We start from the raw sequence: 25,582 nt of genomic DNA on the forward strand, positions 1-25,582 counted from the left end.
GCCCACGCGGCGCCCCCCACTGTCCCGACACCGAACCCCCCGCTCCCCGCCCCGCGCGGGCGGCGGAATATCCCCCTTGACGCCCTTTTTCTCCCTCGTATATTGTAAATATATGCCGGAAGGCCCGTCAGCGGGCGATCGCGGACCATGGAAGGTCGGCTCGGCAGGGAGAAACGTCCCATGTCCATGGGAGTTACCGACTTCATCGTGGCCGGCCCTCCGGGTCAGGTCACCGCAGGCCCGGCAGGCTCCTTCCAGGCGGTTGCGCCCGGACAGGTCTCCATCGGCGAGCCCGGCCACGTCCCCATCGACACCACGCCCGCGCGCGTGCCCATCGACACGTCCATGGCCCGGATTCCCTACGCCGCCCCCACGGGCGGCGGGTTGTCCCACGCCTTTGCGGGGGCGGCCTCGGCCGGAGGCGGCGGGGGCGGCGGCATGACGCCGGGCACCTCCTCCGCGCACATCGGTGGCGGCTCCTCGGGCGGCTCCGTGGGCGGCGTCACCGGCATGGGCAGCTCCGGCCAGACCGGCTCGGGCAACGCCGTCGGCCAGAGCACCGGCGGCGGCCAGGTCTCGGGCGGGGCCAACGTGCCCATCTCCACCGAGGGCGGCCGCCCGGCCATCGCCCAGGCAACGGGCGGGTCCACCGGCGGCCCCGTGGGCGGCGGCCCCGTGGAGCGGGCCGGATCGCCCGTGGCCATGACCACGGGCAACGTGGCCATCGCCCCGGCCCTGGGGGTGCAGCCCGTGTCCCCGGCGGGCAGCGTGTCCATCGCCCCGAAGGTCGGCTTTTCCATGCCCACCCTGACCGGGTTCGTACCCATCTCCCCGGCCGGGACCATCATGGCCCACCGCATGACCAACCCGCACGGCACCTATTTCGGCCACACTCAGCACTGGCCCAACGACGTCTTCCACCACTCGAGCCACACCGCGCCGTACGTGCCGCCCTCCGTGCCCATGGCCCCGTGGGTGCCCACGGCCGACGGCTACGCCGAGCCCTTCTCCCTGCCCAAGGTGGACTTCGCCCAGGACATGGGGCGAGGCGCGCCCATCGACATGCGCTCCGAGTACTCCATGCGCATCGACCAGTCCCAGGACATCGAGCAGAACCGCACGGCCACCTACAACCAGAACGTGGACCAGACCCTGGACCAGTCCATGAACTCGGTCATCGAGCGCAGCGACCGCCACGTGACCCGGAACGAGTTCGACAACTCCTCCACCCGCAACCTGGACCTGTCCACGGACCGGACCACCGAGAACACCCAAGACATCGTCCAGAACTTCAACCGCGACAACCGGTTCTCCACCGAGACCACCGTGGTCAACGAGCAGGACAACTCGCGCAGCTTCACCAACGAGGAGCGCCGCGAGACCACCCTGACCACCGAGAACACCGAGGTGCGCAACGTGGACGCGAGCCAAAGCACCACCGAAAACCACATCGTGGAGCGGACCGAGGTGGACAACTCCCGGATCGACGCGACCACCGAGCTATACTCCTCCGTGGCCTACCCGGAGACGCGGGTGGTGGAGGCGGACAACTCCACGACCATCAACCGGGTGAACACCTTCGAGACCGTGGACGGCGGCTCCTCCGAGATCAACAACATCGACGCGGGCCGGACCCTGTTCGTCACGAACCAGGACCCGACCTACGTGTTCGACAACTCCTCGCGGATCATCCTGAACTTCGACGCCCCGGAACGGACCGGCGGGGACATCGTGGTCGGCAACGCCTGATCCGCCCTCCCTTTCCGGCACGCCAGACGGCAGGAGGCCGCCCCATTGCGGGGCGGCCTCCTGGTTTTGAAAAGGCAGAGATCGTCGGTAAGATATGACTATATTACATGCGGATATAGATCAAGTAACTTATCGTAGTTTTATCGAAAAAAGCGCTCCTTCGCGCGGCCTTTCCGGGCGCTCGGCGCGTTAGATGACGTTGTGGACCGAGTCGATGGCCCAGTAGACCACGTCGAAGTTCTCGGCCAGCCCCTGCTGGAGGCGCTTGAACTCGGGCTTCTCCATGTCGCGGATGCGGATGTAGACGTTCTTGAACCCCTCGGACTCGGGCACGTTGTGGGTCATGATGGACATGATCCGCGCGCCGTGATCCTTGAGAAAGGCCAGCACCGGGCGCAGGCTGCCGGCGGCCGTGGACAGGCGCAGGCAGAACTGGGCGCCGCCCTCGTAGATGCCGGAGATCTCGACCAGGACCTTGAAGATGTCCGTGTCCGTGATGATGCCCACCACGTGGTCGTTCTCGTCCACCACCGGCAGGCCGCCGAAGTTGCCCTCAAGCATGAGCACCGCGGCCTTTTCCACGGTCTCGGTGTCGCGGATGGTGACCACCTTCTTGGTCATGATGTCCGCGATCTTGATCTCGGACAGGAGGTAGTACAGCTCGTGCACGTCCAGGGTGGTGGCCTTGGACGGCGAAGCGTCCTTGATGTCGCGGTCCGAGACGATGCCGATGATCCTGCCGCTCTCGTCCACCACGGGCAGACGGCTGATGGCCTTGTCCTTCATCAGCTTGGAGGCCTTCATCATGGAGCGTTCCGGGGTGATGGTGATGACGTCCTTGGTCATCCAGTTGGCTACCAGCATTGGGTGTTCCTCCTTAGGTTAACCGGCCTCGCCCGGCCGGATACTGTCGATATTCCGAGTCATTCTTAACGTTTCCCGCGCCATTTGGCTAGCCCCGCAACGATTTTTTCGCGCGCGGACCGGGGTCGGGTCCGCTACCCCGGCGGCGCAAAACCCGTCAAGATGTTTTTTTATGCCTTTCGGCCGCTTTTCCCTACCAATCTCCCCCGAAACCCGGTTTCCCGAAAATCAGGGGCTATGCTCCCCCCCAGACCGGGGTGGCTCGCGCAACCCTCTAGGATTCGGAGAACGACATGATACCTATCATTTCGGCCGTGGCGGGACTGCTGACCACGGTGGTGGAAGGGGTCTCGGACCACTTCAAGGGCAAACAGGAACTCAAGAAGGCGGTCTTGGAGAACCGCGTGCGGCTGGCCCGGTCGGACCAGGAATTCAACCACGACTGGGAGATGAAACAGCTCGAAAACTCGGGCTGGAAGGACGACGTCCTCTTCTTCGCCTGGATCGGCTTCTTCATCTGGTCCGGGGTGGACCCCGAGGGCGCGGGCCGGGTCATCGCCTCCTGGGAGGCCCTGCCCGACTGGTTCCTCCAGATCACCTTCTGGATCGTGGCCGCCGTGCTCGGGGTCAAGAAGATCGGCGACTACCTGCCCGGCGCGGTGCGCGGCCTCAAGGACGCCCTGGGAGGTCCAAAATGACGGCCATGGAACGGCAGGACCTCCAGGACCTCCTGGTGCGCATCGACGAACGGGTCAAGGCCATCCAGGTGGCCATCCGCGAGATCAACGAGGCCCGGCAGTGCGCCGGGAACCGCGAAAAGATCCGCTTTCTGGAACGATTGGTCTGGGGCAGCCTGGCGGGCGTGGCCGCCCTGGGCGGACGCATCCTCTTCGAGGCCCTGCGATGACCCCGGCCATGAATCCGGCGAAAGCCCTAGGGAAGCGCCGCGTCCCGGTACTGGGCGAGCTGCGCCCGGTACTGGGCGGCCAGGAACTCGTCGCCCCGCGCCACGGCCAGGGCAAGGGCCCGCTCCACGGCCGCCACGGCCTCGCGCATGCGCCCGTCCCCGGCCAGGGCCTCGCCCAGCAACCCGTACAGGGCGCTCTGCCCCGGCTCGAGCTCGGTGGCCCGCCGGTAGTCCGCGGCGGCCCGCCCGTACCGCTTGAGCTTGAGCAGAGCCTGGCCCCGCGCCGTGAGCAGCCGGACGTTGTCCGAGTCCAGCACGTAGGCCTGGGACAGGTCGCGCAGGGCGGCCTCGTAGTCATGCCGGGCCAGGTACGTCATGCCCCGGTTGTAGCTGGCGTCCTGGTCGGCCGGGTCGATGGCCAGCGCGCTGCCGAAGTCGTCGATGGCCTCGTCGTCGCGGTTCAGCCGCAGATAGCACAGCCCGCGCCGGACGAACGCCTCGGCGATGGACGGGTCCCCCTTGACCACCTCGGTGAAGTCCCGCGCCGCCTCCCGGTACCGCCCCTGATTCAACAGGATGGAGCCGCGCATGTAGTGCGCCTGCACGTGGTCCGGCTTGAGCTCGATGGCCCGGTCCACGTCGGCCAGAGCCTCGTCCGCCCGCCCCTGGGAAAACAGGATGCTCGCCCGGTAGTAGCGGGCCATGGCCAGGTCAGGGTCCAGCTCCAGCGCCTGGTCCAGGTAGCCGAGGGCCGCGTCCTCGTCCAGGAATCCGTCGTCGTGCCGAAGCTGCATGGCCTCGGCCAGCGCCTCGGCCGCACGGGCCTCGCGGCGCTGCACCGCCAGCTCCTCGGCGGTGGGCGGAACGGGCGGCGGCCCCTCACTTCCGGCGCAGCCCCACACGGCCGGCAACAGGCAGACAACAACAATCAGGGCGTGGATTCGCATGGCCGTCAGATACCCTCGGCCCGCGCCGCCCGTCAACATAAGCGAGGAAACAATGTCCAATGACCTGTATGTACCAAGGGAACACCAGGCCCGCATCGAGGCCGAACTCGGCCGGTTCGCGGTCCTGGTCTGCCACCGCCGGTTCGGCAAGACCGTGCTGTCCGTGAACCGGCTCATCAACGCGGCCCGCGAAACCCGCCGCGACGACTGGCGCGGGGCCTACATCGCCCCCCTCTACCGCCAGGCCAAGACCGTGGTCTGGGACGAACTCAAACGATACTGCGGCTTCGGCCTCGACGGCTGCACCGTCAAATTCAACGAGACCGAACTGCGCGCCGACTTCGACAACGGCTCGCGCATCCGCCTGTTCGGTGCCAACAACCCCGACTCCCTGCGCGGCATGTACCTCGACGGCGTGGTCTTCGACGAGGTCGCCCAGATGCCCCTGCGCGTCTGGACCGAGGTCATCCGGCCCGCCCTGTCCGACCGCAAGGGCTGGGCCATGTTCATCGGCACCCCGCGCGGCAAGAACGCCCTGTACGAGATATGGGAAAAGGGCAAGACCGACCCGGACTGGCTGGCCGCCATGTACCGCGCCTCCGAGACCGGCATCCTGCCCGTCGAGGAACTCGAGGCCAGTGCCCGCGAGATGTCGCCCGAGGAATACGAACAGGAGTTCGAATGCTCCTTCACCGCCGCCATCCGGGGGGCCTACTTCGGCCAGCTCCTGGCCGACGCCGACCGCGAGGGCCGCATGACCGACGTGCCCGCCGACCCGTCCATGCCCGTGCACACCGCCTGGGACCTGGGCATGTCCGACTCCACCTCCATCTGGTTCGTCCAGGCCCGGCCAGGCGGCACCTTCGCCGTCATCGACTACTACGAGGCCTGCGGCGAAGGCCTCGACCACTACGCCAGAATCCTCGACGACAAAGGCTACAAATATGGCACCCACATCGCGCCCCACGACATCCGCGTGCGCGAACTCGGCACCGGCAAGTCGCGCCTCGAAACCGCCCGCTCCCTGGGCATCCGCTTCGACATCGCCGCCAACATCCCCATCCAGGACGGCATCAACGCCGTGCGCACCATCCTGCCCCGCTGCTGGTTCGACGAAACCCGCTGCGCGCCCGGCATCGAGGCCCTGCGCCACTACCGCCGCTCCTTCAACGACCGAACCGCCGACTTCTCCACCCGGCCCATCCACGACTGGACCAGCCACGCCGCCGACGGCTTCCGCTACTTCGCCGTGGGCTTCCGGCAACCCGAACCCGGCCCGCGTCCGGCCCGCTCCGCCAATAACTACAACCCGTTCGGAGATACCCATGCCCGTGACTGAAACCACCACCCGCCCCGACCCCCTGGCCCACTTCCCGGAAAACGGCCCCTACCGCTGGCTCGAACTCGCCGACGCCGACGGCCCCTACGGCGTCTGCGCCATCGCCCCGCGACCCGACTACCTCGAACTCCACCTGACCATGAGCCGCTGGGGCCCGGCCACGCGCCGGACCCTGGCCCAAGACCTCGAATGGCTCAAAACCGAAGCCAAACGACTCCACCTCCCCAAAATCATGGGCGTCCGCGCCAACGACCAGGGCCAATTCGACAACAACCTCTTCCGCTTCGCCCGCCTCTACGGCTTCTCCGACATGTGCGTCTTCCAGACCGCCAGCCTAACCGTGGACTGAATGGCGCGGGGAAGGCCTCCGGCGGCCCTTCGGGGAGACCAGGGCGCTGCCCTGGACCCGGCAGGGAGCAAAGCCCCCTGCACCCCCATGTTCGCTTCGCTCAGATGCGTGCGGCGGCGGAAGGCTTGGCAAGGGACGCCTTCCGCCGTGCCGGTGTGCGATTTCGGGCAGAAAAAACGGATGCAACGACGTGCTGCTTCACCGAAGTGAGCACGCCGTTTTTTCTGCCCGAAATCGCGGGGTTTTGTTTTTAAGAAGAGAATAGCGCCCCAAGAACCACGCCTTTTCCCGCCTTCTACCAACGCCGCAAAACCGTCAAAACGGGTCCCGCCGACCTCGCCGGCGGCGTTGGGCAACCGTCCCGAAGGGTTCGCGCCGGGCGGTCCTCCGAGGCCCGTGGCCGTCCGGCGCGAACCCTTCGGGACACCGCCTGCCCGCCCCCTGCCAAGACCCCCGCCAACGATCTCCGCCCTTCCGCCCCGCTCCCAACCCGCACATCCCCCCGCACCCGCACGCCCCTGCCGAAGGCACCCAAAAAGTTTGGGAGAATCCAGAGAACCCTTTCCAAAGGGTTCTCTGGCCGCCGGAGGCGCCCGCCCGGCGAGGGCCCGCCGGAGGCATTCCCCATCCCCCACCCTCCCGCACAGCGACCGCCGCCCCTTGCCTCGGGCGCGTGTTGGCGTGTAGTGCTGGCGGAAACCGGGAGGTCGTGGTGAGCGAGACGAGTACGGACGGATTGAAGGAGTTGGCCGGGGTGATCCGGCAGTTGGCGGCGCATTACGGGTTGTGGCTGGCGGAGAGCGTGCACCAGTTGGGTCTGGAGGCGGCCCTGGACGCGGAGGGCGAGGCCGGGGACCGGCTGGAGGGGATATTGCTCGGCAAGCTGGAGCGCGCGTTGGGGCGTGAGCCGGGCGGACTGGCGGAGGGGCTGGACCCGGCGGTGCTGGCGGACGTGGCCCAGGCGTTGCGGACGGGCTGGCTGGCGGCGGATGGGGTCTGGTTCCAGGCGGTGGAGAAGGCGGCGGGCATGGACGCGGCCAAGCGGGTCAACGACACGTGTTGGGCCCGGTTCGCGCCCTTGGAGGCCCGGCGGGTCAAGGCGTTGCTCGGGCTGCCGGAGCGGGGCGGGATCGCGGCCCTCAAGGCCGGGTTGGCGGCACGCATGTACGGGCGGCTGAACCGCTGGGAGTTCGCCGAGGAGACCGCGACGTCGATTGTTTTCCGCATGACGGACTGCCGCGTGCAGACGGCCCGCAAGCGGCGCGGGCTGGCCGATTATCCCTGCAAATCCGGCGGGGTGACCGAGTACACGGGGTTTGCGCGAGAGATGGATTCCCGGCTGCGTTGCGAGTGCATCGGCTGCCCGCCCGACGCCCATCCCGAGGAGTGGGCCTGCGCCTGGCGGTTCACCCTGGCCGGGGAGTAGGCGGACGAGTGGGCCGGGCCTAGTCGGCGGCGTGCGGGAGCGGGGGTTTGCGCAGGAACATGCCGGTCTTGAGTTCGGGGTGGTCGCAGATGAAGACGCCGCGCTGGCCGGGGTGGGAGACGTCCACGGACTGGCCCTTTTCGTCCACCAGGCCGTAGTCCTGGGCGGCGATGCGGGGCCGGATGAGGCCGGGCACCAGGGCTTCGACGGGTTCGGCGGCATCCCAGCGGGCCTTTGTCTGGACGAGCCAGCGGCCCGAGGCCAGGGGGGCGAGGATGCGGGCGAGCACGGGCCGTTTTTCCGTTTCGTCGGGCGGCTGGGCGATGGGGCCCCGGCAGGCCGGGTCGAAGAAGCCGGTGGTCAGGGGCCGGGACGCGGCGTTGACCAGTTCCGCCAGGAAGGGTTCGGGTTGGAACCGGCCGGCGGCGGCGTGGTTCAGGGCGGTCTTGTAGGCGTCCACGACCTGGGCGAGGTAGGCGGAGCTCTTGGTGCGGCCCTCGATCTTGAGGGAGGCGACCCTCATGCGCCGGAACCATTCCAGGTAGTGGAGCAGGCAGAGGTCTTCGGCGGCGAAGAACTTGGTCCAGTTGTCGGTGTCGAGCGCGGCGGACAGGGCGCGGTCGGCCGGTGGCTGGGAGGGCGGGCCGTCGCGGTCCGGGGTGGAGAAGGCGAACTCCTCGGGCGCGTCGAAGGTGAAGTCCTCGGTGAACGGGTTGTCGTATTCGCGGATTTCCCAGAGTTTTTCGCCGGGCCGGGTGCGTTCCTCGAAGGTCATGGACACGGGCCGGTACTCGTAGCGGCAGGGGTGGGAGCACTGGCCGAGGTTGCCGGGCCGGTCGTTGAGCAGGGCGGACATGTAGCAGCGCCCGGACACGGCCATGCACATGGCCCCGTGGACGAAGACCTCCAGCTCCATGGTCGGCATCTGCTTGCGGCAGGCGTCGAGCATCTCGCCCAGCTCGTTCGAGCGCAGCTCGCGGGCCACGTTGACGCGTTTGGCCCCGTTCTCGCGCCAGAAGCGCACGGCCTCGACGTTGGAGGTGTTGGCCTGGGTGGAGATGTGCACCGGGATGGCGGGCAGCTCGCGCCGGAGCAGCCGGATGACGCCGGGATCGGCGGCGATGACAGCGTCCGGCCTGAGCTCGCCGAGGATGTCGAGCTGTTCGCGCAGGGCGCGCATGTGCGACTGGCGCGGGTAGACGTTCAGGGTGTAGTAGACCTTGACCCCGGCCTGGTGGGCGCGGGTGACGGCCCGTTCCAGGGCCTGGCGGTCGAACCCGCCCGCTCCGGCGCGCAGGTTGAGGCCCTCGCCGCCCAGGTACACGGCGTCAGCGCCGTACAGGATGGCGGTCTCGAGTTTTTCCATGTCGCCCGCAGGGGCGAGCAGTTCCGGGATGAACGGGGCGTCGGGCATGGTCGCGGATTACCTGATGGGGGTTGGTTTCGCCAAGGGAAAATGCGGGGACCGGGCCTAGACGGGCAGTCCCTTGGCCCGGCGGGCCGCCTTCATTTTATCCAGCAGTTCGTTGGGGATGTTCAGGTTGCCCCGGCCCACGCCGAGCCGGATTTCCGGCTTGTTGGTCCCGTGGAAGTCCGAACCGCCGCTCTTGAGCAGGCCCAGGCGGTCGGCCATCTCGCCGAAGGCCTTGGTGTCCGCGGGGGAATGCTCGGAGTAGAGGACCTCCATGCCGTCCAGGCCCAGGTCCATGAGGCGGCGGACCACCTTTTCGGTCTCGGGGTAGCTCAGCTTGAGGGCGAAGGGGTGGGCCAGGATGGAGGTCGCCCCGATATCCTTCAGGATGGGGAAGGCCTGCTCGGGGGTGAGCTTGCGCTTGGGCACGTAGGCCCGGCCGTGGTCGCCGACCCAGACCTTGAAGGCCTCGTCCATGGACGAAACCACACCGAGCGCCATGAGCTCCTGGGCGAAATGCGGGCGGCCGATGGTCCCCTTGGCCCGGGCGGCCACGGCCTCGTAGGTGATGTTCACGCCGAGGGAACGCAGCTTGGCCACGATCTCGTGGTTGCGGTTGGCGCGCCCCTCGATGACCCAGTCAAAGGCCTTTTGCAGGGCGTCGGCCCGCTCGGGCACCCACAGGGCGACCACGTGGATCCAGCCCGCGCCCTCCGGGGACTCCAGGCTCAGCTCCGCGCCGGGGATGACCTCCACGCCGAGCCGCTTGCCCGCCTCGACCGCCTCGGCCACGCCCTGGAAGGTGTCGTGGTCCGTGACCGCAATGGCGTCCAGCCCGGTTTCCCCGGCCAACTCCACCAGTTCGGTGGGCGACAGCGTGCCGTCCGAGGCCGTGGTGTGCGTGTGCAGATCTATGCTCATGGTCGTGTCCCGTATGGTTGTCGGTTGCGCAAATCACGAAGGTACAGGCTCCGCGCCGCGAGGTAAAGCCCGGAACGGTTGCCAATCCCCGCGCCCGAGGCTATCCTGCCTTGCATCCAAAGGAGAACGCCATGACCCTCAACAAAGATCTGCTCGATATCCTGGCCTGCCCCAAGTGCAAGGGCGGACTCACGCCCACCCCGGCGGGCGACGGCCTGGCCTGCCCCAAATGCAAGGTCGTCTACCCGGTCCGGAACGACATCCCCATCATGCTCGTGGACCAGGCCGTGCCCGAAACGGACTGGACCGGCTCCAAATAGGCCCCAGGCAACGGACGTTACGCCCCGCCCCGCCGCTTATCGGTGAGGCGGGTTTTTTCATGCCCGAAATGTGGGTGCCCGATGGGTCGGCGCGGGGCGGGGACGGGCAATCAGGCCGTCTTGATCCCGTCCGTGCGGACGGGGCCGGAACTTGTGGCGGAGGTCGGAGCGGGAGGCGGCGTGTCGGGATGGCCGGGGGTGCGGCCGAGGGCATCGAGCAGCCCGGCGAGGAGCCGGGCGTTGGGCGCGGGCTTGAACAGGCGCAGGACGGTCAGGGCGGCGAGGACGACGAGCAGCAGGAGCGCGACCGGAACGGCGGCACACATGACGGACCTCCAGGTTCGGCACAGGAGACCAGACCGGCGTTACGGGAGTATGGAGGGCGCGTGACCCTTGGGTGACGTTACCTGTCCGAGGATTCGATGATCAGGTTGGGCAGCTCGTCGGTGTCGTCGGGCTTGATGGGGAACCGTTCGGTGAGCATCTCGCCGCAGCGGCGCACGCCCGCGCACAGGGCCTCGCCGGGTTTGCCCGCGCGGATGCCGTCGGTGACCAGGGTGACGACCTCCTCCCAGGCCAGGGGATTGACCAGGTCGTTGATGCCCTTGTCGGCCAGGACCTGGACCGAGCGCTCGTAGACCGAGACGTAGAGGATGATCCCGGTCTTGTCGCGGGTGTTGTGCAGGCCGTGGGCGTGGAAGGCGGTGAAGGCGGCCTCGGCCACCTCGTCGCGCATCTCCCGTTTGGACAGGAAGGGCCGCTTGAGGGCCGGAAAGGCGTCGAACAGGCGGGAGAAGCCGAGGAACAGGGCGAGGAAGAGCAGGAGGAAGACCCACATGTCCTCGCGGCCCAGGGCCAGGGTCAAGCCCACGGCGGCCAGGGCGGCGACGAGGAGGCTGCCGATGAGCCCGGCCCGGGGGTAGTCGTAGCTCATGGTCGCGATGACCGGCACGATCTCGCCGGAGGTCGTGGCTTCGGCCTCCTGGACGCACCGGACCAGGGCGTCCTGTTCGGCCTGGGTGAGAAAAGTTTCCGCGTTGCTGCTCATGGTAGAAACCTCGTTGTTACCAGCCGCCGGAGGCCCCGCCGCCGCCGAATCCGCCGCCGCCGAACCCGCCGAACCCGCCGCCTCCGCCAAAGCCGCCGCCGAACCCGCCGCCGATGCGCGGGCCGGGCAGGAAGATCATGCCGGGGCCGCGTTGTCCGGAGCCGGTCGCGCCCGAACCGGGGCCGCGAGGGGGCCGGGGCCGCCCGAACTTTTCGGTCAGCAGGATGAAGAAGATCATGGGGCCGAGGAGGATGGCCAGGATGTTCAGCTTGCTCCGGGGCTTCTTGGGCAGGGCGGTGAACTCGCCGCGCACGGCCCCGGAGATGGCGGTGACGCCGTCGAGGAAGCCCTGGTCGAACCGTCCGGCCTTGAACTGCGGGGTGATGATGTTGTCGATGATCTGCCCGGCCAGGACGTCGGTGAGCCGGCCTTCCAGGCCATAGCCCACCTCGATGCGAATCCGGCGATCCTCCTTGCTGACCAGGAGGATGACGCCGTTGTCGAAGCCCTGCTGCCCGACCTTCCAGGTGTCGGCCACGCGGATGGAGAAGTCCTCCAGGGAGTCGCCCTTGAGCGAGGGCACGGTCAGGACGGCCACCTGGGTGGAGTCCGTGCGCTCCAGGTCGGCCAGCCGGTCCTCGATGGTCTGCCGCGTCTCGGGGGACATCATCCCGGCCAGGTCGTTGACCCGCGTGGTGTACGGGGGCACGTCCAGGGCGAAGGCCCCGGCGGCCGTGACCAGGACCATGAGGAGGGCCAGGGCCGCGAGGAGGCCTGACGAGCGGTTCGGGAGCAAGCGCACCGGGCGGTACCGCCTAGGACTCGGACCCGAAGTTGACCTTGGGGGCCGTCTTGGCGGCCGGCTCGGCCTCGAAGAACTCCTTGCGCTCCAGGTGGAGCAGCAGCGAGTTGGTCAGGGAGTTCGGGAACTTGCGGATGGAGTAGTTGAAGGTCTTGACCGTCTCGTTGTAGCGCTGACGGGCCACGTTGATGCGGTTCTCGGTGCCTTCGAGCTGGTGCTGGAGGGCCAGGAAATTCTGGTTGGCCTTGAGGTCGGGATAGCGCTCGACCACGACCATGAGCCGGGACAGGGCCGAGGAGAGTTCGCCCTGGGCGGCCTGGAAATTGGCCAGGGCGTTCTTGTCGGTCAGCATCTCCGGGGTGAGCTTGGTCTGGGTGGCCTTGGCCCGGGCCTCGACCACGGCGGTCAGGGTGGACTTCTCATGGGCGGCCGCGCCCTTGACCGTCTCCACCAGGTTGGGGATCAGGTCCGCGCGCCGTTGCAGGGCGGATTCCAGGTTGGCCCAGGCGCCGTAGACCTCTTCCTCCTGCTGCTGCATGGAGTTGTAGCCGCAGCCGGCCAGGGACGTGGCGATGAACAGGGCCGCGAGGACCGTGACGAATCGTTTGAACATGGCGTGGTTTCCCCTTGATCGGGTTGGGGTTGTCTTCATGGGCATGTAGATGCGTCCGGCAGCGCGAAAGTCAAGGCGGTCCGGGCGCGGTTACCGGGATTCCGGCTGTTTTTTCTTCTTGGCGGGCCGTTTGAGGCGCTTGCCCGCGGCCAGGAGCTTGCGCAGCTCCGCCGCCGCCTTGACCGTGTCGGACCCGTGCAGCAGGAACCGCTCCTTGGAGGTCTGGAAGTGCCAGCCCGAGGGCCGGGTCAGGAGCCTGGCCCCGCGCGAGAGCAGGTATTCCTCGGCCTCGGTCTCGGCCGCGACCCCCTCCATCTCGGCCAGGATCTCCTCCCGCTTGCGCATGTCCCGAAGGAACTGGGCGATCTCGTAGACGGACCGCATGAGGTCCTCCGGCTGGATGTCCGTCTCCTTCTTGCGCCCGGAGAGATGTCGTTGGAGTTCGTTGAGGTCTGTCTTCAGCTCCTTGATCTCGAACAGGGCCTTCTCTCTTGAAATTTCAATTTTATCGGTAAGTTGCTTATAGATCGCTCGCAATTTCTGTGTGGACATGGAACCTGCTTTTCGCCTTGCTGTTACCCCGGATTATCTTAAGCCTGATTTAGGCTAGCCCATTTTCCGACAGGTCCGCAACCGCTGGCGCCATCATTTTTCATGTATTTCCGCGCGTCCGCCGGTCAGCTCGGTCACGGCCGCCGCGAACCCGGTCGCCCGCTCCTCGGGCAGCTCCACGGTGAACCCGGCGGTCTCGCCGAAGGTCTCTTCGACCACCTCGCCCTCGAAGTCGGGCGTCAGCCGCTTGAACAGGGTCACGCAGGGATACGGCAGGGACACGGCCAGGCGCACGGTCACGACCATGTCGCGCACGGTCAGGGTGGCCAGGCCGAGGTTGACCATGCCGGAATAGGCCCGGACCAGCCCGCCGGTGCCGAGCTTGGTGCCGCCGAACCAGCGGCTGACCACGGCCGCGATCTCGCCCACGCCCGAGTGGAGCAGGACGTTCAGCATGGGGCGGCCCGCCGTGCCGCCCGGCTCGCCGTCGTCGCTCGCGCCCACAAAGGCCGTGTCGCCCGGCGGACCGGCGTTGAAGGCCCAGCAGTTGTGCGTGGCGTCGGGAAACTCCGCCTTGACCGCGGCCACGAAGGCGCGGGCGGATTCCGCGTCCGGGACGTGGGCCAGGGTGGTCACGAACCGGCTGCGCCTGATGGTCTCCTCCACCCGGTGGGTGGCGGCGGGGATGGGGTATCGGTCCGGCATGGGGCCGGTGTAGCCCGGCCCGCGAAGGCGGGTCAACCCCGGCCCGTTCCGGGCCGCGATCCGGCCAGCCGGTGCAGGTCCGCGCGCAACTGCGCCTTGAGTTCCGGGAACGGACCGTGGTCCGGGAGCATGCCCAGGAGCTGCTCGAACCAGCCGGAGCGGATCAGGAAATTGTAGGCGTAGGCGAAGTGCAGGTCGTTCAGCCAGGCGCACAGGAACAGGACGTAGTCGTTGGACCAGCGCATGGCCGAGAACGGGATCAACTTCCCCTCCCCGGCCAACCGGACCGACTCGGGCGAGAACGCGGTGTCGTCCCAGGTGATGCCGTACTTGACCGCCCTGCCGGTCAGGGTCCGGCGGAGCATGCCGCCCAGGCTGTTGCGGATGGCGTCCAGCTTGTCCGCGTCCCGGACCATCTCGGTCACCAGCCGCGCGTCCGGGTTCATGCCCTCGGGCAACCCGGCCCGGTTGTGCAGCCGCACCGCCTCGATGACCACCGCGCGCCAATGGCCGTCCAGCCCGTCCAGGATGTCGCTCCCGGCCAGGATGCGCGCGCCCTCCTCGCCGTGGTCGTACCCGGCCCGGTCGTCGAAGGTTTGCCGGTCCGCCAGCTGCGGAAACCGCCCGGTATCGTGCAGGATGGCCGCGAGCACGGCGGCCAGGGCCAGGTCCGGGCCGGGCCGCTCCTCCTTGAGGATGCGGCGCACGTGGGCCAGCACGCGCATGGTGTGGGCGATCTTGCGCCGGACCAGGGGACGCACTCCGCCCCGGGCCCGGTCCGCGTGGGCCCGGCCAAAGGTCACGAGCCACGTAAGGCTTTGCCTGATGCGTGCGTCCATGGCGGGTGTTGTAGCGCAACCGGCCCCGGCCCGCCAGGAGGAATGGGGTTTGACACAAAAGCGCGTATTGGGTGATCGTGGCCGCCATGTGCAGGAGAGGGACGCAGTGCTCGGGCCGCTAGTGCCCGGACGGCTGTCGGCGGGGCTGTTTGCGGCCCTGGCCGCGACGGTCCTGTGCGCGACGGTCCTGTGCGCGTCCCTCGCCCGGGCGCAGGCCGGACCGGAGGCCCCCGGCGGGCTGCCCATCCCTCTTGAGGAGGAGGTGACCGGGGAACGGACGTCCGACGCCCTGGACGAAACGCAGCGGAGCTGGTCCGAGCAGGTCCTCTCCACGGCCACCTGGATGGACGCGTTTTTCGACGACGGCCTGTACAAGACCACTTCCAACAAGACCTACCTGCGCTTCAGCCTGAAACCGTCCTACGACCACCGGGGGGTGCAGTTCAAGGTCGACACGGACCTCCGCCTCCAGTTGCCCAACACCGAGCGGTGGCTGCTGAACGTCGGCGGCTCCCCGGACCAGGGCACGCTGAGCGGTTCCACCACCCTGGAAGAGGAGGAGCGGAACACGGACCGCAGCGACAAGGCCAACGCCTACGCCGGGTTGAGCACCTTTTTCCAGCACACCGAGACCCGCAACGTGTCCACCGGGGGCGGGATCAAGCTGAGCACCAGTCGGCTGGCCCTGTACGGCACCTTTTCCTGGGTGGAGCTGTGGCCCTTCAAACACTGGGATCTGCGGGCCACCCAGCGCTTCCGCATCTACACGGACGAACCCGCCGAGTTCAAGTCCCGGCTGGACGCGGACTGGCCCCTGTCCCACCGGTTCCTGTTCCGCTCCACCGGGGCGGTCCTGTTCCGGGTGGACAACCCGGACACCTCCTACGACCTCGACCTGACCCTGTTCCAGTACCTGACCACCCGCCGCGCCCTCATGTACCGGCTGCGCAACGGATTCGTGACCTCGACGCACACCCCGTTCCAGCTCAACCGCGTCGCGGCCGAGGTGGAGTACCGTCGCCAGTGGCGGGACTGGTTCTACGCCAGCCTCATCCCGCAATTGGTCTTCGAAGACCAGCGCGACTGGCGGGCGGACCCGGGCATCCGTCTGAATTTCAGCTTCCGCTTCGGCTACACGCCCGAGGTCACCAACGCCTCGCCCTACGCAGGCAAGCAGCGGGCCGACGACCAGCGCAACCGGGCCGAGCGGGAACGCAACCTCCGGGAAGGACAGGCGCGCATACAGCGATGGATGCTGGAACAGGAGGAATCCGGGGAGCCCGCGCCCTAGCGGATACCGGCCTCCTCCTCCAGCAGGGCCTTGAGAATCAGGCCGAAAAAGCCGCCCTCCTCGCCCGAAAAGCGCCAGCCCAGCTGGGTGGAGCAGCCCGTGCACAGGACCACCTGCCAGCGGTGGCCCGGAAACCAGGTGAACTCGTCGGTCTCGGGCCCGGCGGGCGTCAGGTTCCTGGCCGAGGCGAAGCAGCCCAGCTCGAAAACCAGTCCCTGCGGGTTGAAGAACACGTGCCGATGGCGGCCGTTGATCTCCATGCCCAGATCGCGCCGGGTGATCCGGCTGCGGCATGCCCGGCAGACCAGCACCCCGCCGGTCTCCGACTCCGCGGGCTCCCGCCGATCCTCCGGCCGTTCGCCCGAACCACGCCCGCCCCCATCCGGCTCCTTCCGGTCCGGCTCCCCGCGCAACGCGCGCTCCGGTGTCTTGCAACGAATGCTCATGCCAGGACCTCCACCCCACCTATACCCGACCCGCCGTTTCTGGTCGAGGGCGGATAAGGAATGCCTCCCCCGGACCCCCATCCCCTTCTTTTCCCAAACTTTTTGGGTGCCTTCGGCAGGGGCGTGCGGGCGGGGGGGGGGGGTGAACGGGTTAAGCCCGGAGGGGCGCGGGGGGCGTGCGGGTTGAACGGGATGGGGTAGGATGGTAGATTCGGGGTATGAGCAAGACTGTTGACGCCCCCCACCTGCGGCTGTGCGACGCCTGCTGCGACAACTCCGGGACCGCCAAGGAGATGGTTAAGACCGGCGGGTGCACCTGCGACATCTGCGGCTGGGCCTGCAAATGCTGCGGCGACGACGGCAAGCAGTTCGTCAACAACGTCCTGGTGCGCACAATCCCGGCCGAGGGCTGGGCCTACCTCCAGTGGCGCAACAGCCGCAGCCTCGTCCCCCTGGATTGGGAACGCCTCTTCCTCCACGGTCGCCCGGACGACAGTGGAACAGATTGATTATACACCCCTTTTCCTGCTTTTGTCGCCTCGTTAGATAGTCGGCTATCTGTTGTTCTGAGCCGATTTCCGGCACTAGGCGAAAAGCACGGGGCGGAGCAGCGAGGCCGCGATGGACCACATGGTCAGGCAGACCGCGCCGTCCAGGATGCGCCAGGTCAGGTCGCGGGAGAACAGCGGGGCCAGGACCTGGCCGCCCAGGCTCAGGGCCAGGAACCAGGTGGTCGAGGCCGCGAACGCGCCCAGGCCGAACAGGTAGCGCGCCTCGCCCGGATAATGGCCGCTGACCGAGCCCATGAGGACCACGGTGTCCAGGTACACGTGCGGGTTGAGCAGGGTCACGGCCAGGGTCAGGATCAGGGTGCGCTTCAAGTCCCGCGCCACCTGACCGCGCGCCTCCATGGACCCGCCGCGCAGGGCCGCCCGCAACGCACCCAGGCCGTACCAGGCCAGGAACGCCGCCCCGCCCCAGGCCGCGATCACGCCCAACGTCGGGTTGGCCGCCACCGCCGTGCCCACGCCTGTCACGCCCAACCCGATGAGCAGCCCGTCGCACAGGATGCACAACGCCGCCACCGCCAGATGATGGTTGCGCCGGACCCCCTGGGTCAAAACAAAGGCGTTCTGCGCCCCGATGGCCACGATCAGCCCGCCCCCCATGGCGTACCCCTGTATGAATGGTGTCATTGCTCGCCTCCGGGCTTCAGCCGTTCGCGAGTCCTCGAGCCTTACGGATGAGGACAGCAGCGATCGGCCGGGGGAAGGGGAGGAAAAACCCTTTGAAAAGGGTTCTTTCCTCCCCTTCCCCCGGACCCCCACCCCCTCCTTTTCCCAAACTTTTTGATGCCGCTTCGCGGGTGAGAGGGGCGGGGGGTCGGTTGTTGTTTGAGATGTTGTAGGAGGGGTGAGCGCGTGTGTAAAACTAATTGTTTTCATGGTTCATTAGGAATGTTAATGATGAAGCATGCTGGATTACAAACTGGTCGAGGCCTTTGCCGCCGTGGTCGGGGAAGGCGGGTTCGAGAAAGGGGCGCGGGTCCTGCACCTGACCCAGGGGGCCGTGTCCCAACGGGTTAAGCTCCTGGAGGAGCAGGCCGGGTGCGTGCTCCTGGTGCGCTCCTCGCCGCCCCGGCCCACTGCGGCCGGGCAGGCTATGCTCAAGCACTTCCGACAGGTGCGGCGGCTCGAAGAGGACCTGGACGCCGGGCTGGGCCGGGCCGGGGCCGCGTTCGACACCCTGGCCGTGGGCCTCAACGCCGACTCCCTGGCCACATGGTTCTTCCCCGCCGTCAACGCCTACCTGGACGCCGAACCCGTACTCCTGGACCTGTCCGTGGACGACCAGGCCGAGACCCTCACCCTCCTCAAGACCGGCGGGGTCCTCGGCTGCATCGCCGACCGCGCCGAGCCGGTCCAGGGCTGCCGCGCGGAATACCTGGGCGATATGGATTACAGATTGTATGCAACTCCGTCATACAAAATGAAATGGTACAAGAACGGCGCGGTATTGGAGGATGTGGAGGCGGCCCCGATCCTGATCTTCAACCGCAAGGACGTCATGCATGAGGTCCTGCTGGCCGGGGCCTTGGGCCGGTCGCCCGCCCTGCTCGCGCCCTTCTACCTGCCGTCGTCCGAGCAATTCGCCCCGGCCATCGCCACGGGCCGGGTCTGCGGCATGCTCCCGGACCAGCAGGCCGCGCCCTACCTGGCGCGCGGCGAGATCGTCGATCTCCTGCCCGGCCACGTCTTCACCGTGCGCCTGCACTGGCAGTGCTGGAACCTCGAATCCGTCCGCCTGGCCGGGTTCACCGAGGCCCTGGTCCGGGGCGCGCGCGCCCTCCTGGCCCAGCGGCCCTAGGTTTGCCCATCGCACCCCTTTGTTGTATGCACCGGAAAAACATCCGCCGCCTTTCAAGGAGTCACGCATGAAACGGTTCGCCCTGATCCTGTCCGCCCTCACCCTCTTCCTCGCCTACGGCTGCTCCGGCGCCTACTACTCGACCATGGAATCCATGGGCTACGACAAACGCGAGATCCTGTCCGACCGCGTGGAGAAGGCCCGCGAATCCCAGAAGGACGCCAAGGAACAGTTCGCCTCGGCCCTGGAGCAGTTCAAGTCCGTGGTCAACTTCGACGGCGGCAAGCTCCAGGAAGTGTATGACAAACTCAATGACGAATACGAGGACTGCAAGGACCGGGCGGACGACGTCAAGGGCCGCATCGACTCCGTGGAGGACGTGGCCGACGCCCTGTTCGAGGAATGGAGCACCGAGATCAAGCAGTACTCCAGCGCCAAGCTGCGCCGGTCCAGCGAACAGAAACTGGTCGCCACCAAAAAGAAGTACAACGGCCTGATCCGGGCCATGCGCAACGCGGAAAAGAAGATGCAGCCCGTACTCGGCGCCTTCCACGACCAGGTCCTGTACCTCAAGCACAATCTCAACGCCAAGGCCATCGCCTCGCTCCAGGGCGAGCTGACCTCCATCCGCACGGACGTGGACTCCCTCATCAAGGAGATGGACAAGTCCATCGCCGAGGCCGACGCCTTCATCAAGACCCTGGAATAGCGGTTCCCGTTCAGCCAATGGAAACGGCCCGTCCGGCATGTCGCCGGGCGGGCCGTTTTTGTCGGTTGATCGCCCGTTATCGCCGCAGGTTGGCGGTGATGGACACCAGGTCCAGGCGGACGTCCTCGGGCAGGGCCCGGTAGGGCTGCATGACCGTGCCGGGGTAGCCGTCGGTGATGATCGCGAGGGACCGCTCGGGCTCGAGCGAGAACCGGGACAGGTCCGGGGGCGCGGGCTGAAGGGTCAGGCCGAACGCCGATGGCTGGCCGGTCTGGCCGTGGCAGGTGGCGCAGGTGTTCTTCCAGATGTCCCTTGCCTGATCGCCGACCGGGCGTTGCGGCACGGTGGTCGGGCCGAACATGGTGAAGCTCTCGTCCAGCCGGTCGAGCAGGGCGTCGATCTTGTCCCTGTCGAAGACCGTGAAGTAGGGCATGCCCGAGCCGGGCACGCCGAGCAGGACCATGGAGCGGACGTAGTCGCGGTCCGCGCGCACGGCGGCCAGGTCCTCGGGACGGATGAGCAGCCGCCGGGCCGCCGGGCCGTCGCCCAGGCCGCCCACGCCGTGGCAGGGCCGGCAGCTCTTCTCGTAGAGGGTCGCGCCGTTGTCGTAGACCGTGGCCAGCTTGACCCGGAAGGTCTCCAGGGCCGGTTCACGGAAACGGTCGAGGTCGGCGGACTCCCTGGCCAGCTCGGCGCGGGCCTCACGGTGCAGGGTCATGAGCGTGGCGTCCTGAATGGACTGGCGCGCGGCGAGCATGGACACGAAGACCACCGGCAGGAGCAGGAGCAGGGTCCGGCCGCCCCGGATGGAGGTGTCGGGCAGGGACCGGGCCGGGGCCGGACGCATGGTCCATGCCATGACCATGGCCGAGAACGTGCCCAGGGTCACGGCGGTCATGACGGGCCAGTTGAAGACGCCGCTCACGGTGAACAGCAGGGGCGCGCCCACGGCCACCTGGAAGAGGATGCCGCCAAACAGCCAGGCCCGCAACCGGTTCCGCCGGACCTGGTCTTTTCCCGCGCTGAAGAACAGGTGGAAGGCCGCGCCGAAGACCACGGCCGCGCCGAGCACGTGCAGGTAGCGCAGGAGCCAGTGCGGCAGGTACTCGCCCGAGGGCGACAGGGTCCTAGCCGCGAAGGCGGTCCACTGGTCGGGCCGCTCCATGAGGGACAGGGCCCCGGTGAAGATGGCCGGGACCGTGAGCAGGGCGGCCAGCCCGATGACCCCGCTCAGAAACGGCAGCCACGGGCTGGAGAGCATCTTGTGCTCGAACAGCTCGATGGCCAGGAAGGCCAGGATCAGCAGCGGGATGACCGCGAGCCAGGTGAAGGCGTGCAGGCCGGTGGCCGTGAAGAAGCCCAGGGAATAAATGACCTGGATGATCAGCAGCGGGCCCACGCCCAGGACCACGGCCAGGCTCTTGAGCCCCAGGTGGGGTTTGACCACCCGCTGGTTCCAGTCCATGGCGCTCCGGTCCGACCCGCAGCAGTCGCGCAGGAAGAAGACGAAGCCGAGCATGGCCGTGCCGAGCATGAGCAGGACGAAGAGCAGGTGCAGGCCGAAGGTCACGAAGAGCAGGGTGCGCAGCCAGGGCTCGGGGAGCGGCAGCGCGAGGAAGAGGTCTTTCCAGGGCGTCATCACTTGACCTCCCCTTGGAGCTGCGGTCTGGGCAGGGTGTCCTTGTTGGCCAGGGAATACAGATAGGTGGACATGGTCAGCCGCTCCGCCTCGGAACCGTTGAACGGGGTCATGAACGGGACCATGCTCTCGGTGATGGCGGTCAGGGCGTTGACGCTCTCGAGCGTCCGGCCCCTGAGCCGCACGGTGATGTCGTTGATCCCGCCGATGGTGTGGCAGACCCCGCAGTTGGCGTCGAACAGGGCGCGGCCCGCCCGGGCGTCAGGGGCCTGGTCCGTGGTCGCGTTGACCCAGTCCAGGGTGGCCAGGAGCGGGCGGTCCTCGGCCTTGGCCGCCTCGTGGCGGACCAGTCGGGACTGGTTGGCGTACATGTAGCCGGGCAGGAGGTACGGGCCGCGCACGAACTCGCGCACGCGCTCGAACTCGGCCACCAGCCCCACGGACAGGATCAGGGCGGGCAGGAACAGGAGCATGGTCGTCTTGCGGTGCCTGAGCAGCCCGGCCGCGGCGGCCAGGGCCAGGAAGGCCACGGCCGCGGCGTTCAGCGCGGGCAGCAGGTACGGCACCTGGGACCAGGCCGAGGTGGCCACCGAGAACTTCCAGTGGGTCAGGTAGGTCTCGGGGATGCGCGAGAAGTAGATCCAGGCGAACAGGCCCGTTGCGGCCATGGCCGCGAGCATGACCAGGCCGGTCAGGCGCAGGACCCGGCCGCGCTCGTTGGCCGTGCCCTTGAACCGCCAGCCGGTCCAGCCGAGGATGAGCAGCGCGCCCAGGGCGATGCCCGCCGAGATGCGCAGCATGAACTGGGGCACGAAGGTCGGGTTGAAGTAGGCCTGGGTGAAGGTGCCGCCCTGGGGCCAGCCGTCCGGGGTGAGCATGAAGCCGAGGATGCCGGAGATGAGCACGGCGGAACTCAGGGCCACGGCCACGTAGCCCCAGCCCACGACCATGAGCAGGCGCGGGCGGCGCTGGGCCAGGCGGTCCCAGAGGAAGTAGTAGACGAGCAGGAAGACCACCTCGGTGGTGAAGGCCCACCACTCGATGAACCAGGGCCAGAAGAAGAGGTGGATGAGCGAGCCGATGCCCTCGGGAGCGAGAATGCCGGTGATGAACCAGATGCCCACGCCGGTCACCGCGCCCACCGAGGTGGTGACGACGACCACCGGCTTGAGCAGGGCGCGCGCGGCGTTCTCCCAGAAGCTCCCGTGGCCCGTGGCCCCCAGGTTCTGGAACAGAACGATGAGGATGGTCATGCCGATGGCCACGCCGTGGCTGATGAGCACGTGCAGGACCGCGTTCAGGGCGATGGTCATGCCGTCGCCGAGAACCGGAACGTGGATCAGGGGAAAGGTCATTGCTTGGCCTCCCCGGGCAGCGGAATGACCCGCTCGATCTTGTTCGGGTGGGTGGCCACGAACTTGGGCCGGGGCTGCTCATGGACGTAGGCGGCCACGTCCAGGGCCTCCTCCTGGCTCAGGCTCGGGCTGGACTTGGGCATGAACCGCCAGGCGAAGACCGAGAAGGTCCGGATGCGGTGCATGCCGGCCCCGTCGTTGTAGGCCCCGTCGCCCCACAGGGCCGGGGCGATGGGCGTGCCGTGGCCGTCGTCGCCGTGGCAGCGGGCGCAGACGTCCTTGTACACGGTCGCGCCCGCCTCGGCATCGGGCTTGTGGTCGTTCTCCAGGTGGTGGGCCAGGACCGTCCACGGCGGAGTGGAGTAAATGGGAATGTCCTTGGATATCCACTGGTAGTAGACCAGCAGGGACTGCATGATCTGGCTGTCCGCGGCCGGGGCCTTGCCGTTCATGCTGCGCTCGAAGCAGCCCTGGGTGCGCAGGGCCAGGTCGGCGGTGTACTCGCGGCGGGCCCGGTACAGGGGATACTTGGCCGCCACGCCCACCAGGGAGATGGTGTCCTTGCTGCGCCCGCCCTCGAAGTGGCAGTTGGTGCAGGCCATGCCGTTGCCCACGTACTCGGGCGCGTACTTTTTGGTCTCGGTCATGATCTTGTAGCCGAGCATGACCATGGGCCGGATCTGCTCCGGGGCGTCCTCGGGGGCCGGGGGGTTGAAGACCGGCGCGAGCGGCGCGGGCGCTACGGCCGGGGCGGCCGGGGCCGGGGCGACGCCCACCGTGGCCGGGGTGGCCGACCGGGGCATGGGCGCGGACCACTGGAAGAAAAAGACCAGCCAGGCGCCGAAGATCAGCAGCAACACCACCAGGATCAGGGAGAAAAACAGTTTCGCTTGGTTCATGGGATCTCCATTTGAACGGGCAGGATCGTCAAACCGGCGGCCTTGCGGCCGGAAACAGGGCTCCGACCGGACCGGGTCCGCCGGGAACAGTCTATGCGATATCCGGACAATTGTTCAACCGTCCGGGCCGGATGTCACCAAAGCGTGCTCCTTCCGGCTGGCGACGTCAACGGTCGGCCCTCTCCGGACCGGTCGCTTATTCATCCTGTTCTGGACAATTTCGAGACTTTTGGTCTAGGGATGGGCCAAGGTCGGGCGCAGCAATTCGTCAGCGGGAGCGGGAACCATGTCGCAAGCATCCTTCGAGAACATCTGCATATTCCACATCCTGGACGGCCTTCGGGAAGGGCTGTCCCACTTCTCCTCCCCGAGCCGGGTGGCCGTGGTCTACGCCGTGGGCCGGGGCGAGCCGCCGCGCATCTGCGACCCGCAGGGGCTGCTCGAGGGGCACGAGCCCAAGCTGCAGGATTATTTTCTCTATTCGAACCGCTGGCGGGGCAAGGACGAACTCATCGAGGGACTGCGCGTCCTCCGTCAGGAGGAGGTCGGCCTGGACCTGGCCGGGCTGATCACCCTGGCGGCGCGGTCCAGCTCCCTGAGCTACCAGATGTGGTTCACCGAGGAGCACCCGGACCTGTGCTCCCTGGGGCCCACCCGGAGCTGGCTGGAATACGCGGCCGAACTGCTCTCCCAACACTTCGCCATCGGCAACGTCATGGGGCTGGACACCGCCGGATTCATGCTCCAGCACTGCGGCGTGCACGCCATCCGCGACTTCATCGTGGACGAGCGCTCGCGCATGGGCTGGCTGGACACCCAGATCCGGGTCTACCCCTTCCTGGACGCCATCCTGGGCGTGTCGGCCACCAAGGAGGAAGGGGCGTCGCCCAGGGGGCGCATCGTGGTGGTGGAGCCCAACCAGCTGGACCAGGTCCGGTTCATCTGCCGCTTCCCCCAGAACGAACAGCCCCAGACCGCGAACTTCAAGCACGTGCGCAAGCTGTTGCAGGCCGTGGAGGACTCGGGCCGGGTCCTGGTCTCCAACGGGACCTCGGTGCTGGGCATCGCCATCGGGCCCATGCCCGGCGCGTACCTGGCGGCCCAGTTCTCCGGGACCTACGGGTTCCTGTGGATCCGCGACCAGCTGCTGTGCAGCTTTTCCGACGGCCGGTTCCGCTCCTCCAACCTGCGGGCCAACCTGGTTCAGCTGGAGGAGCAGATGCTCGAAAGCGACATGACCCCGGAAAAGCAGAACGCCCTGTTCAAGATCGCCTCGACCATGGTCAACCGGGTGCGCGACCGCAAGCACGGCTGCACCCTGGTGGTGGACATGGGCCGCGAGCCCATCACCATGTCCGGCCAGCACCTGGAGGAGCCCCTGGACCTGACCAGGAGCAGCCACCTCAAGCTGGCCTGCTCCCTGGCCAAGCTGGACGGGGCCGTGCACATCGGCCGGGACCTGAAGCTGCACGGCTTCGCCTGCCTCATGGACGGGCGCAGCGTGCCCGGCGAGAACCGGGCCCGGGGCGCGCGCTTCAACTCGGCCCTGCGCTTCACCGCCGAGCACGAGGACCTGGTGGTCGTGGTCGTGTCCGCCGACCGGCCCGTGTCCATCATCAAGGACGGCGTGGAACTGACCGCGCTCTGCCACTTCCAGCACATCTGCGGCCTGCGGCGGCCTCCCCTGCTGGCCGAGTGGGTCATGAGCTAGCCGGGAGCCCGGCATTCGACCATGCGCGCCGACTGGATGTCCGATCCCCTGTTCTGGGTCCTGGCCCTGCCCGCCCTGGCCGCGTCCGGGCTGCTCGTCCAGATGGTCCTGTCCCTGTTCCGCTGCTGCGCGGCCTTCAAGCTCCGGGGACGGGCCGTGCAGCTCAAGTGGTGGATGATCCCGGTCACGGCCACCACCTGCGCCGCCCTCTGGCTGCTGGCCGTCCTGTACGTCATCCTCCTCGCCTGACCCTTTCCATCTCATGATAATCATTACGATTGTCAACGTAACGCAAAATCCCTCCAATGTTCACGCGAGTGTGACGCCCCTGTAACAAATCGGGTCGCCCGAATCGTTGCCCGGGGTAGGCTCT

At 67.7% G+C, this 25,582-nt stretch carries 29 protein-coding genes; 13 read left to right on the top strand and 16 right to left on the bottom strand.

From position 1 onward, the window contains the following. Positions 1 to 180: 180 nt before the first annotated feature. Positions 181 to 1,749 (top strand): hypothetical protein, encoded by a 1,569-nt coding sequence (locus DND132_RS10480; protein WP_014322714.1) that lies wholly within the window; start codon positions 181 to 183, stop codon positions 1,747 to 1,749. Positions 1,750 to 1,938: 189 nt separating this feature from the next. Here the strand turns inward: DND132_RS10480 and DND132_RS10485 are convergent, their stop codons facing one another. After that, positions 1,939 to 2,613 carry a CBS and ACT domain-containing protein gene (locus DND132_RS10485; protein ID WP_014322715.1) on the bottom strand — a complete coding sequence of 225 codons (675 nt, stop codon included), beginning with the start codon at positions 2,611 to 2,613 and terminating at the stop codon, positions 1,939 to 1,941. 293 nt (positions 2,614 to 2,906) lie between these two features. Here DND132_RS10485 and DND132_RS10490 point away from each other — a divergent pair, with 293 nt between their 5' ends. Together DND132_RS10490 and DND132_RS10495 are read left to right on the top strand one after the other, a co-directional pair. Continuing rightward, positions 2,907 to 3,311, top strand: coding sequence for a hypothetical protein (locus DND132_RS10490; protein ID WP_014322716.1), 405 nt, complete (start codon positions 2,907 to 2,909; stop codon positions 3,309 to 3,311). Continuing rightward, positions 3,308 to 3,520, top strand: coding sequence for a hypothetical protein (locus DND132_RS10495; RefSeq protein WP_014322717.1), 213 nt, complete (start codon positions 3,308 to 3,310; stop codon positions 3,518 to 3,520). The genes DND132_RS10490 and DND132_RS10495 overlap by 4 nt, the downstream gene beginning before the upstream one ends. A gap of 26 nt (positions 3,521 to 3,546) precedes the next feature. On the opposite strand, the gene DND132_RS18285 is transcribed toward DND132_RS10495, so the two are convergent. Beyond that, positions 3,547 to 4,467, bottom strand: a complete 921-nt coding sequence (locus DND132_RS18285) for a tetratricopeptide repeat protein (protein WP_190275279.1) — start codon at positions 4,465 to 4,467, stop codon at positions 3,547 to 3,549. A 52-nt stretch (positions 4,468 to 4,519) separates the two neighbouring features. Between DND132_RS18285 and DND132_RS10505 the strand changes: the two genes are divergently transcribed. The 3 genes from DND132_RS10505 (at position 4,520) to DND132_RS18855 (ending at position 7,581) form a co-directional block, all read left to right on the top strand. Next, complete coding sequence (locus DND132_RS10505) at positions 4,520 to 5,806, top strand: terminase large subunit domain-containing protein (RefSeq protein WP_014322719.1); 1,287 nt, start codon at positions 4,520 to 4,522, stop codon at positions 5,804 to 5,806. Beyond that, positions 5,793 to 6,155: a hypothetical protein gene (locus DND132_RS10510; RefSeq protein WP_014322720.1), complete on the top strand. Its 363-nt coding sequence runs from the start codon at positions 5,793 to 5,795 to the stop codon at positions 6,153 to 6,155. The genes DND132_RS10505 and DND132_RS10510 overlap by 14 nt, the downstream gene beginning before the upstream one ends. Positions 6,156 to 6,867: 712 nt before the next feature. Next, the gene (locus DND132_RS18855) at positions 6,868 to 7,581 is read left to right on the top strand and encodes a DUF6125 family protein (RefSeq protein ID WP_014322721.1); all 714 of its coding nucleotides are present in this window, start codon (positions 6,868 to 6,870) and stop codon (positions 7,579 to 7,581) included. 19 nt (positions 7,582 to 7,600) lie between these two features. Here the strand turns inward: DND132_RS18855 and DND132_RS10520 are convergent, their stop codons facing one another. After that, positions 7,601 to 8,995 carry a peptidase U32 family protein gene (locus DND132_RS10520; RefSeq protein ID WP_014322722.1) on the bottom strand — a complete coding sequence of 465 codons (1,395 nt, stop codon included), beginning with the start codon at positions 8,993 to 8,995 and terminating at the stop codon, positions 7,601 to 7,603. A gap of 57 nt (positions 8,996 to 9,052) precedes the next feature. Then, positions 9,053 to 9,913 carry a PHP domain-containing protein gene (locus DND132_RS10525; RefSeq protein WP_014322723.1) on the bottom strand — a complete coding sequence of 287 codons (861 nt, stop codon included), beginning with the start codon at positions 9,911 to 9,913 and terminating at the stop codon, positions 9,053 to 9,055. Between the two features lie 131 nt (positions 9,914 to 10,044). On the opposite strand from DND132_RS10525, the gene DND132_RS10530 reads away from it, so the two are divergent. After that, positions 10,045 to 10,233, top strand: a complete 189-nt coding sequence (locus DND132_RS10530; RefSeq protein WP_014322724.1) for a Trm112 family protein — start codon at positions 10,045 to 10,047, stop codon at positions 10,231 to 10,233. A gap of 110 nt (positions 10,234 to 10,343) precedes the next feature. Here DND132_RS10530 and DND132_RS10535 read toward each other — a convergent pair whose 3' ends face one another. From DND132_RS10535 to DND132_RS10565, 7 genes are all read right to left on the bottom strand, one after another. Then, positions 10,344 to 10,559: a hypothetical protein gene (locus DND132_RS10535; protein WP_014322725.1), complete on the bottom strand. Its 216-nt coding sequence runs from the start codon at positions 10,557 to 10,559 to the stop codon at positions 10,344 to 10,346. Between the two features lie 77 nt (positions 10,560 to 10,636). After that, positions 10,637 to 11,281, bottom strand: a complete 645-nt coding sequence (locus DND132_RS10540; RefSeq protein WP_014322726.1) for a TPM domain-containing protein — start codon at positions 11,279 to 11,281, stop codon at positions 10,637 to 10,639. Between the two features lie 16 nt (positions 11,282 to 11,297). Beyond that, on the bottom strand, positions 11,298 to 12,083 hold the full coding sequence (locus tag DND132_RS10545; RefSeq protein WP_014322727.1) for a TPM domain-containing protein: 786 nt from the start codon (positions 12,081 to 12,083) through the stop codon (positions 11,298 to 11,300). Positions 12,084 to 12,096: 13 nt separating this feature from the next. Beyond that, positions 12,097 to 12,696: a LemA family protein gene (locus DND132_RS10550; RefSeq protein WP_014322728.1), complete on the bottom strand. Its 600-nt coding sequence runs from the start codon at positions 12,694 to 12,696 to the stop codon at positions 12,097 to 12,099. A gap of 90 nt (positions 12,697 to 12,786) precedes the next feature. After that, positions 12,787 to 13,248, bottom strand: coding sequence for a hypothetical protein (locus DND132_RS10555; RefSeq protein WP_014322729.1), 462 nt, complete (start codon positions 13,246 to 13,248; stop codon positions 12,787 to 12,789). 93 nt (positions 13,249 to 13,341) lie between these two features. Next, positions 13,342 to 13,953 (bottom strand): YigZ family protein, encoded by a 612-nt coding sequence (locus tag DND132_RS10560; protein WP_014322730.1) that lies wholly within the window; start codon positions 13,951 to 13,953, stop codon positions 13,342 to 13,344. 32 nt (positions 13,954 to 13,985) lie between these two features. Continuing rightward, the gene (locus DND132_RS10565; RefSeq protein WP_014322731.1) at positions 13,986 to 14,792 is read right to left on the bottom strand and encodes an HD domain-containing protein; all 807 of its coding nucleotides are present in this window, start codon (positions 14,790 to 14,792) and stop codon (positions 13,986 to 13,988) included. 106 nt (positions 14,793 to 14,898) lie between these two features. Here DND132_RS10565 and DND132_RS18290 point away from each other — a divergent pair, with 106 nt between their 5' ends. After that, on the top strand, positions 14,899 to 16,083 hold the full coding sequence (locus tag DND132_RS18290) for a hypothetical protein (RefSeq protein ID WP_014322732.1): 1,185 nt from the start codon (positions 14,899 to 14,901) through the stop codon (positions 16,081 to 16,083). On the opposite strand, the gene DND132_RS10575 is transcribed toward DND132_RS18290, so the two are convergent. Continuing rightward, positions 16,080 to 16,529 carry a cereblon family protein gene (locus DND132_RS10575; protein WP_014322733.1) on the bottom strand — a complete coding sequence of 150 codons (450 nt, stop codon included), beginning with the start codon at positions 16,527 to 16,529 and terminating at the stop codon, positions 16,080 to 16,082. The two genes, DND132_RS18290 and DND132_RS10575, sit on opposite strands and share 4 nt — an antisense overlap. Positions 16,530 to 16,747: 218 nt before the next feature. Between DND132_RS10575 and DND132_RS10580 the strand changes: the two genes are divergently transcribed. Beyond that, positions 16,748 to 17,038: a hypothetical protein gene (locus DND132_RS10580; RefSeq protein ID WP_014322734.1), complete on the top strand. Its 291-nt coding sequence runs from the start codon at positions 16,748 to 16,750 to the stop codon at positions 17,036 to 17,038. Positions 17,039 to 17,113: 75 nt separating this feature from the next. Here the strand turns inward: DND132_RS10580 and DND132_RS10585 are convergent, their stop codons facing one another. Beyond that, the gene (locus DND132_RS10585) at positions 17,114 to 17,725 is read right to left on the bottom strand and encodes a LysE/ArgO family amino acid transporter (protein ID WP_014322735.1); all 612 of its coding nucleotides are present in this window, start codon (positions 17,723 to 17,725) and stop codon (positions 17,114 to 17,116) included. A gap of 277 nt (positions 17,726 to 18,002) precedes the next feature. Between DND132_RS10585 and DND132_RS10590 the strand changes: the two genes are divergently transcribed. Both DND132_RS10590 and DND132_RS10595 read left to right on the top strand, forming a co-directional pair. Beyond that, entirely contained in the window at positions 18,003 to 18,896 is an 894-nt protein-coding gene (locus tag DND132_RS10590) for a LysR family transcriptional regulator ArgP (protein ID WP_014322736.1), read from the top strand. Positions 18,897 to 18,963: 67 nt separating this feature from the next. Then, complete coding sequence (locus tag DND132_RS10595) at positions 18,964 to 19,605, top strand: DUF2959 domain-containing protein (RefSeq protein ID WP_014322737.1); 642 nt, start codon at positions 18,964 to 18,966, stop codon at positions 19,603 to 19,605. A gap of 76 nt (positions 19,606 to 19,681) precedes the next feature. On the opposite strand, the gene DND132_RS10600 is transcribed toward DND132_RS10595, so the two are convergent. From DND132_RS10600 to DND132_RS10610, 3 genes are read right to left on the bottom strand one after another with little or no spacing between them, the layout of a single operon-like run. Further along, positions 19,682 to 21,244, bottom strand: a complete 1,563-nt coding sequence (locus tag DND132_RS10600; RefSeq protein ID WP_014322738.1) for a cytochrome c — start codon at positions 21,242 to 21,244, stop codon at positions 19,682 to 19,684. After that, positions 21,244 to 22,599, bottom strand: a complete 1,356-nt coding sequence (locus DND132_RS10605) for a cytochrome ubiquinol oxidase subunit I (RefSeq protein WP_014322739.1) — start codon at positions 22,597 to 22,599, stop codon at positions 21,244 to 21,246. Before DND132_RS10605 ends, DND132_RS10600 begins: the two co-directional genes overlap by 1 nt. Beyond that, positions 22,596 to 23,498, bottom strand: a complete 903-nt coding sequence (locus DND132_RS10610; RefSeq protein WP_014322740.1) for a c-type cytochrome — start codon at positions 23,496 to 23,498, stop codon at positions 22,596 to 22,598. Before DND132_RS10610 ends, DND132_RS10605 begins: the two co-directional genes overlap by 4 nt. Before the next feature lie 286 nt (positions 23,499 to 23,784). Here DND132_RS10610 and DND132_RS10615 point away from each other — a divergent pair, with 286 nt between their 5' ends. Both DND132_RS10615 and DND132_RS10620 read left to right on the top strand, forming a co-directional pair. Then, positions 23,785 to 25,209 carry a DNA integrity scanning protein DisA nucleotide-binding domain protein gene (locus DND132_RS10615; RefSeq protein WP_014322741.1) on the top strand — a complete coding sequence of 475 codons (1,425 nt, stop codon included), beginning with the start codon at positions 23,785 to 23,787 and terminating at the stop codon, positions 25,207 to 25,209. Between the two features lie 21 nt (positions 25,210 to 25,230). Continuing rightward, positions 25,231 to 25,458, top strand: a complete 228-nt coding sequence (locus DND132_RS10620) for a hypothetical protein (protein ID WP_014322742.1) — start codon at positions 25,231 to 25,233, stop codon at positions 25,456 to 25,458. Positions 25,459 to 25,582: the final 124 nt, after the last annotated feature.

Origin of the sequence: Pseudodesulfovibrio mercurii (assembly GCF_000189295.2) — a bacterium.
Lineage (GTDB): Bacteria > Desulfobacterota > Desulfovibrionia > Desulfovibrionales > Desulfovibrionaceae > Pseudodesulfovibrio > Pseudodesulfovibrio mercurii.

Excerpts from the sequence above, each read along its gene's own strand:
- DND132_RS10480 (WP_014322714.1), top strand. The coding sequence starts at position 181 with ATGTCCATGGGAGTTACCGACTTCATCGTGGCCGGCCCTCCGGGTCAG.
- DND132_RS10485 (WP_014322715.1), bottom strand. The coding sequence starts at position 2,613 with ATGCTGGTAGCCAACTGGATGACCAAGGACGTCATCACCATCACCCCG.
- DND132_RS10490 (WP_014322716.1), top strand. The coding sequence starts at position 2,907 with ATGATACCTATCATTTCGGCCGTGGCGGGACTGCTGACCACGGTGGTG.
- DND132_RS10495 (WP_014322717.1), top strand. The coding sequence starts at position 3,308 with ATGACGGCCATGGAACGGCAGGACCTCCAGGACCTCCTGGTGCGCATC.
- DND132_RS18285 (WP_190275279.1), bottom strand. The coding sequence starts at position 4,467 with ATGCGAATCCACGCCCTGATTGTTGTTGTCTGCCTGTTGCCGGCCGTG.
- DND132_RS10505 (WP_014322719.1), top strand. The coding sequence starts at position 4,520 with ATGTCCAATGACCTGTATGTACCAAGGGAACACCAGGCCCGCATCGAG.
- DND132_RS10510 (WP_014322720.1), top strand. The coding sequence starts at position 5,793 with ATGCCCGTGACTGAAACCACCACCCGCCCCGACCCCCTGGCCCACTTC.
- DND132_RS10520 (WP_014322722.1), bottom strand. The coding sequence starts at position 8,995 with ATGCCCGACGCCCCGTTCATCCCGGAACTGCTCGCCCCTGCGGGCGAC.
- DND132_RS10525 (WP_014322723.1), bottom strand. The coding sequence starts at position 9,913 with ATGAGCATAGATCTGCACACGCACACCACGGCCTCGGACGGCACGCTG.
- DND132_RS10530 (WP_014322724.1), top strand. The coding sequence starts at position 10,045 with ATGACCCTCAACAAAGATCTGCTCGATATCCTGGCCTGCCCCAAGTGC.
- DND132_RS10535 (WP_014322725.1), bottom strand. The coding sequence starts at position 10,559 with ATGTGTGCCGCCGTTCCGGTCGCGCTCCTGCTGCTCGTCGTCCTCGCC.
- DND132_RS10540 (WP_014322726.1), bottom strand. The coding sequence starts at position 11,281 with ATGAGCAGCAACGCGGAAACTTTTCTCACCCAGGCCGAACAGGACGCC.
- DND132_RS10550 (WP_014322728.1), bottom strand. The coding sequence starts at position 12,696 with ATGTTCAAACGATTCGTCACGGTCCTCGCGGCCCTGTTCATCGCCACG.
- DND132_RS10555 (WP_014322729.1), bottom strand. The coding sequence starts at position 13,248 with ATGTCCACACAGAAATTGCGAGCGATCTATAAGCAACTTACCGATAAA.
- DND132_RS10560 (WP_014322730.1), bottom strand. The coding sequence starts at position 13,953 with ATGCCGGACCGATACCCCATCCCCGCCGCCACCCACCGGGTGGAGGAG.
- DND132_RS10565 (WP_014322731.1), bottom strand. The coding sequence starts at position 14,792 with ATGGACGCACGCATCAGGCAAAGCCTTACGTGGCTCGTGACCTTTGGC.
- DND132_RS10575 (WP_014322733.1), bottom strand. The coding sequence starts at position 16,529 with ATGAGCATTCGTTGCAAGACACCGGAGCGCGCGTTGCGCGGGGAGCCG.
- DND132_RS10580 (WP_014322734.1), top strand. The coding sequence starts at position 16,748 with ATGAGCAAGACTGTTGACGCCCCCCACCTGCGGCTGTGCGACGCCTGC.
- DND132_RS10585 (WP_014322735.1), bottom strand. The coding sequence starts at position 17,725 with ATGACACCATTCATACAGGGGTACGCCATGGGGGGCGGGCTGATCGTG.
- DND132_RS10590 (WP_014322736.1), top strand. The coding sequence starts at position 18,003 with ATGCTGGATTACAAACTGGTCGAGGCCTTTGCCGCCGTGGTCGGGGAA.
- DND132_RS10595 (WP_014322737.1), top strand. The coding sequence starts at position 18,964 with ATGAAACGGTTCGCCCTGATCCTGTCCGCCCTCACCCTCTTCCTCGCC.
- DND132_RS10600 (WP_014322738.1), bottom strand. The coding sequence starts at position 21,244 with ATGACGCCCTGGAAAGACCTCTTCCTCGCGCTGCCGCTCCCCGAGCCC.
- DND132_RS10605 (WP_014322739.1), bottom strand. The coding sequence starts at position 22,599 with ATGACCTTTCCCCTGATCCACGTTCCGGTTCTCGGCGACGGCATGACC.
- DND132_RS10610 (WP_014322740.1), bottom strand. The coding sequence starts at position 23,498 with ATGAACCAAGCGAAACTGTTTTTCTCCCTGATCCTGGTGGTGTTGCTG.
- DND132_RS10615 (WP_014322741.1), top strand. The coding sequence starts at position 23,785 with ATGTCGCAAGCATCCTTCGAGAACATCTGCATATTCCACATCCTGGAC.
- DND132_RS10620 (WP_014322742.1), top strand. The coding sequence starts at position 25,231 with ATGCGCGCCGACTGGATGTCCGATCCCCTGTTCTGGGTCCTGGCCCTG.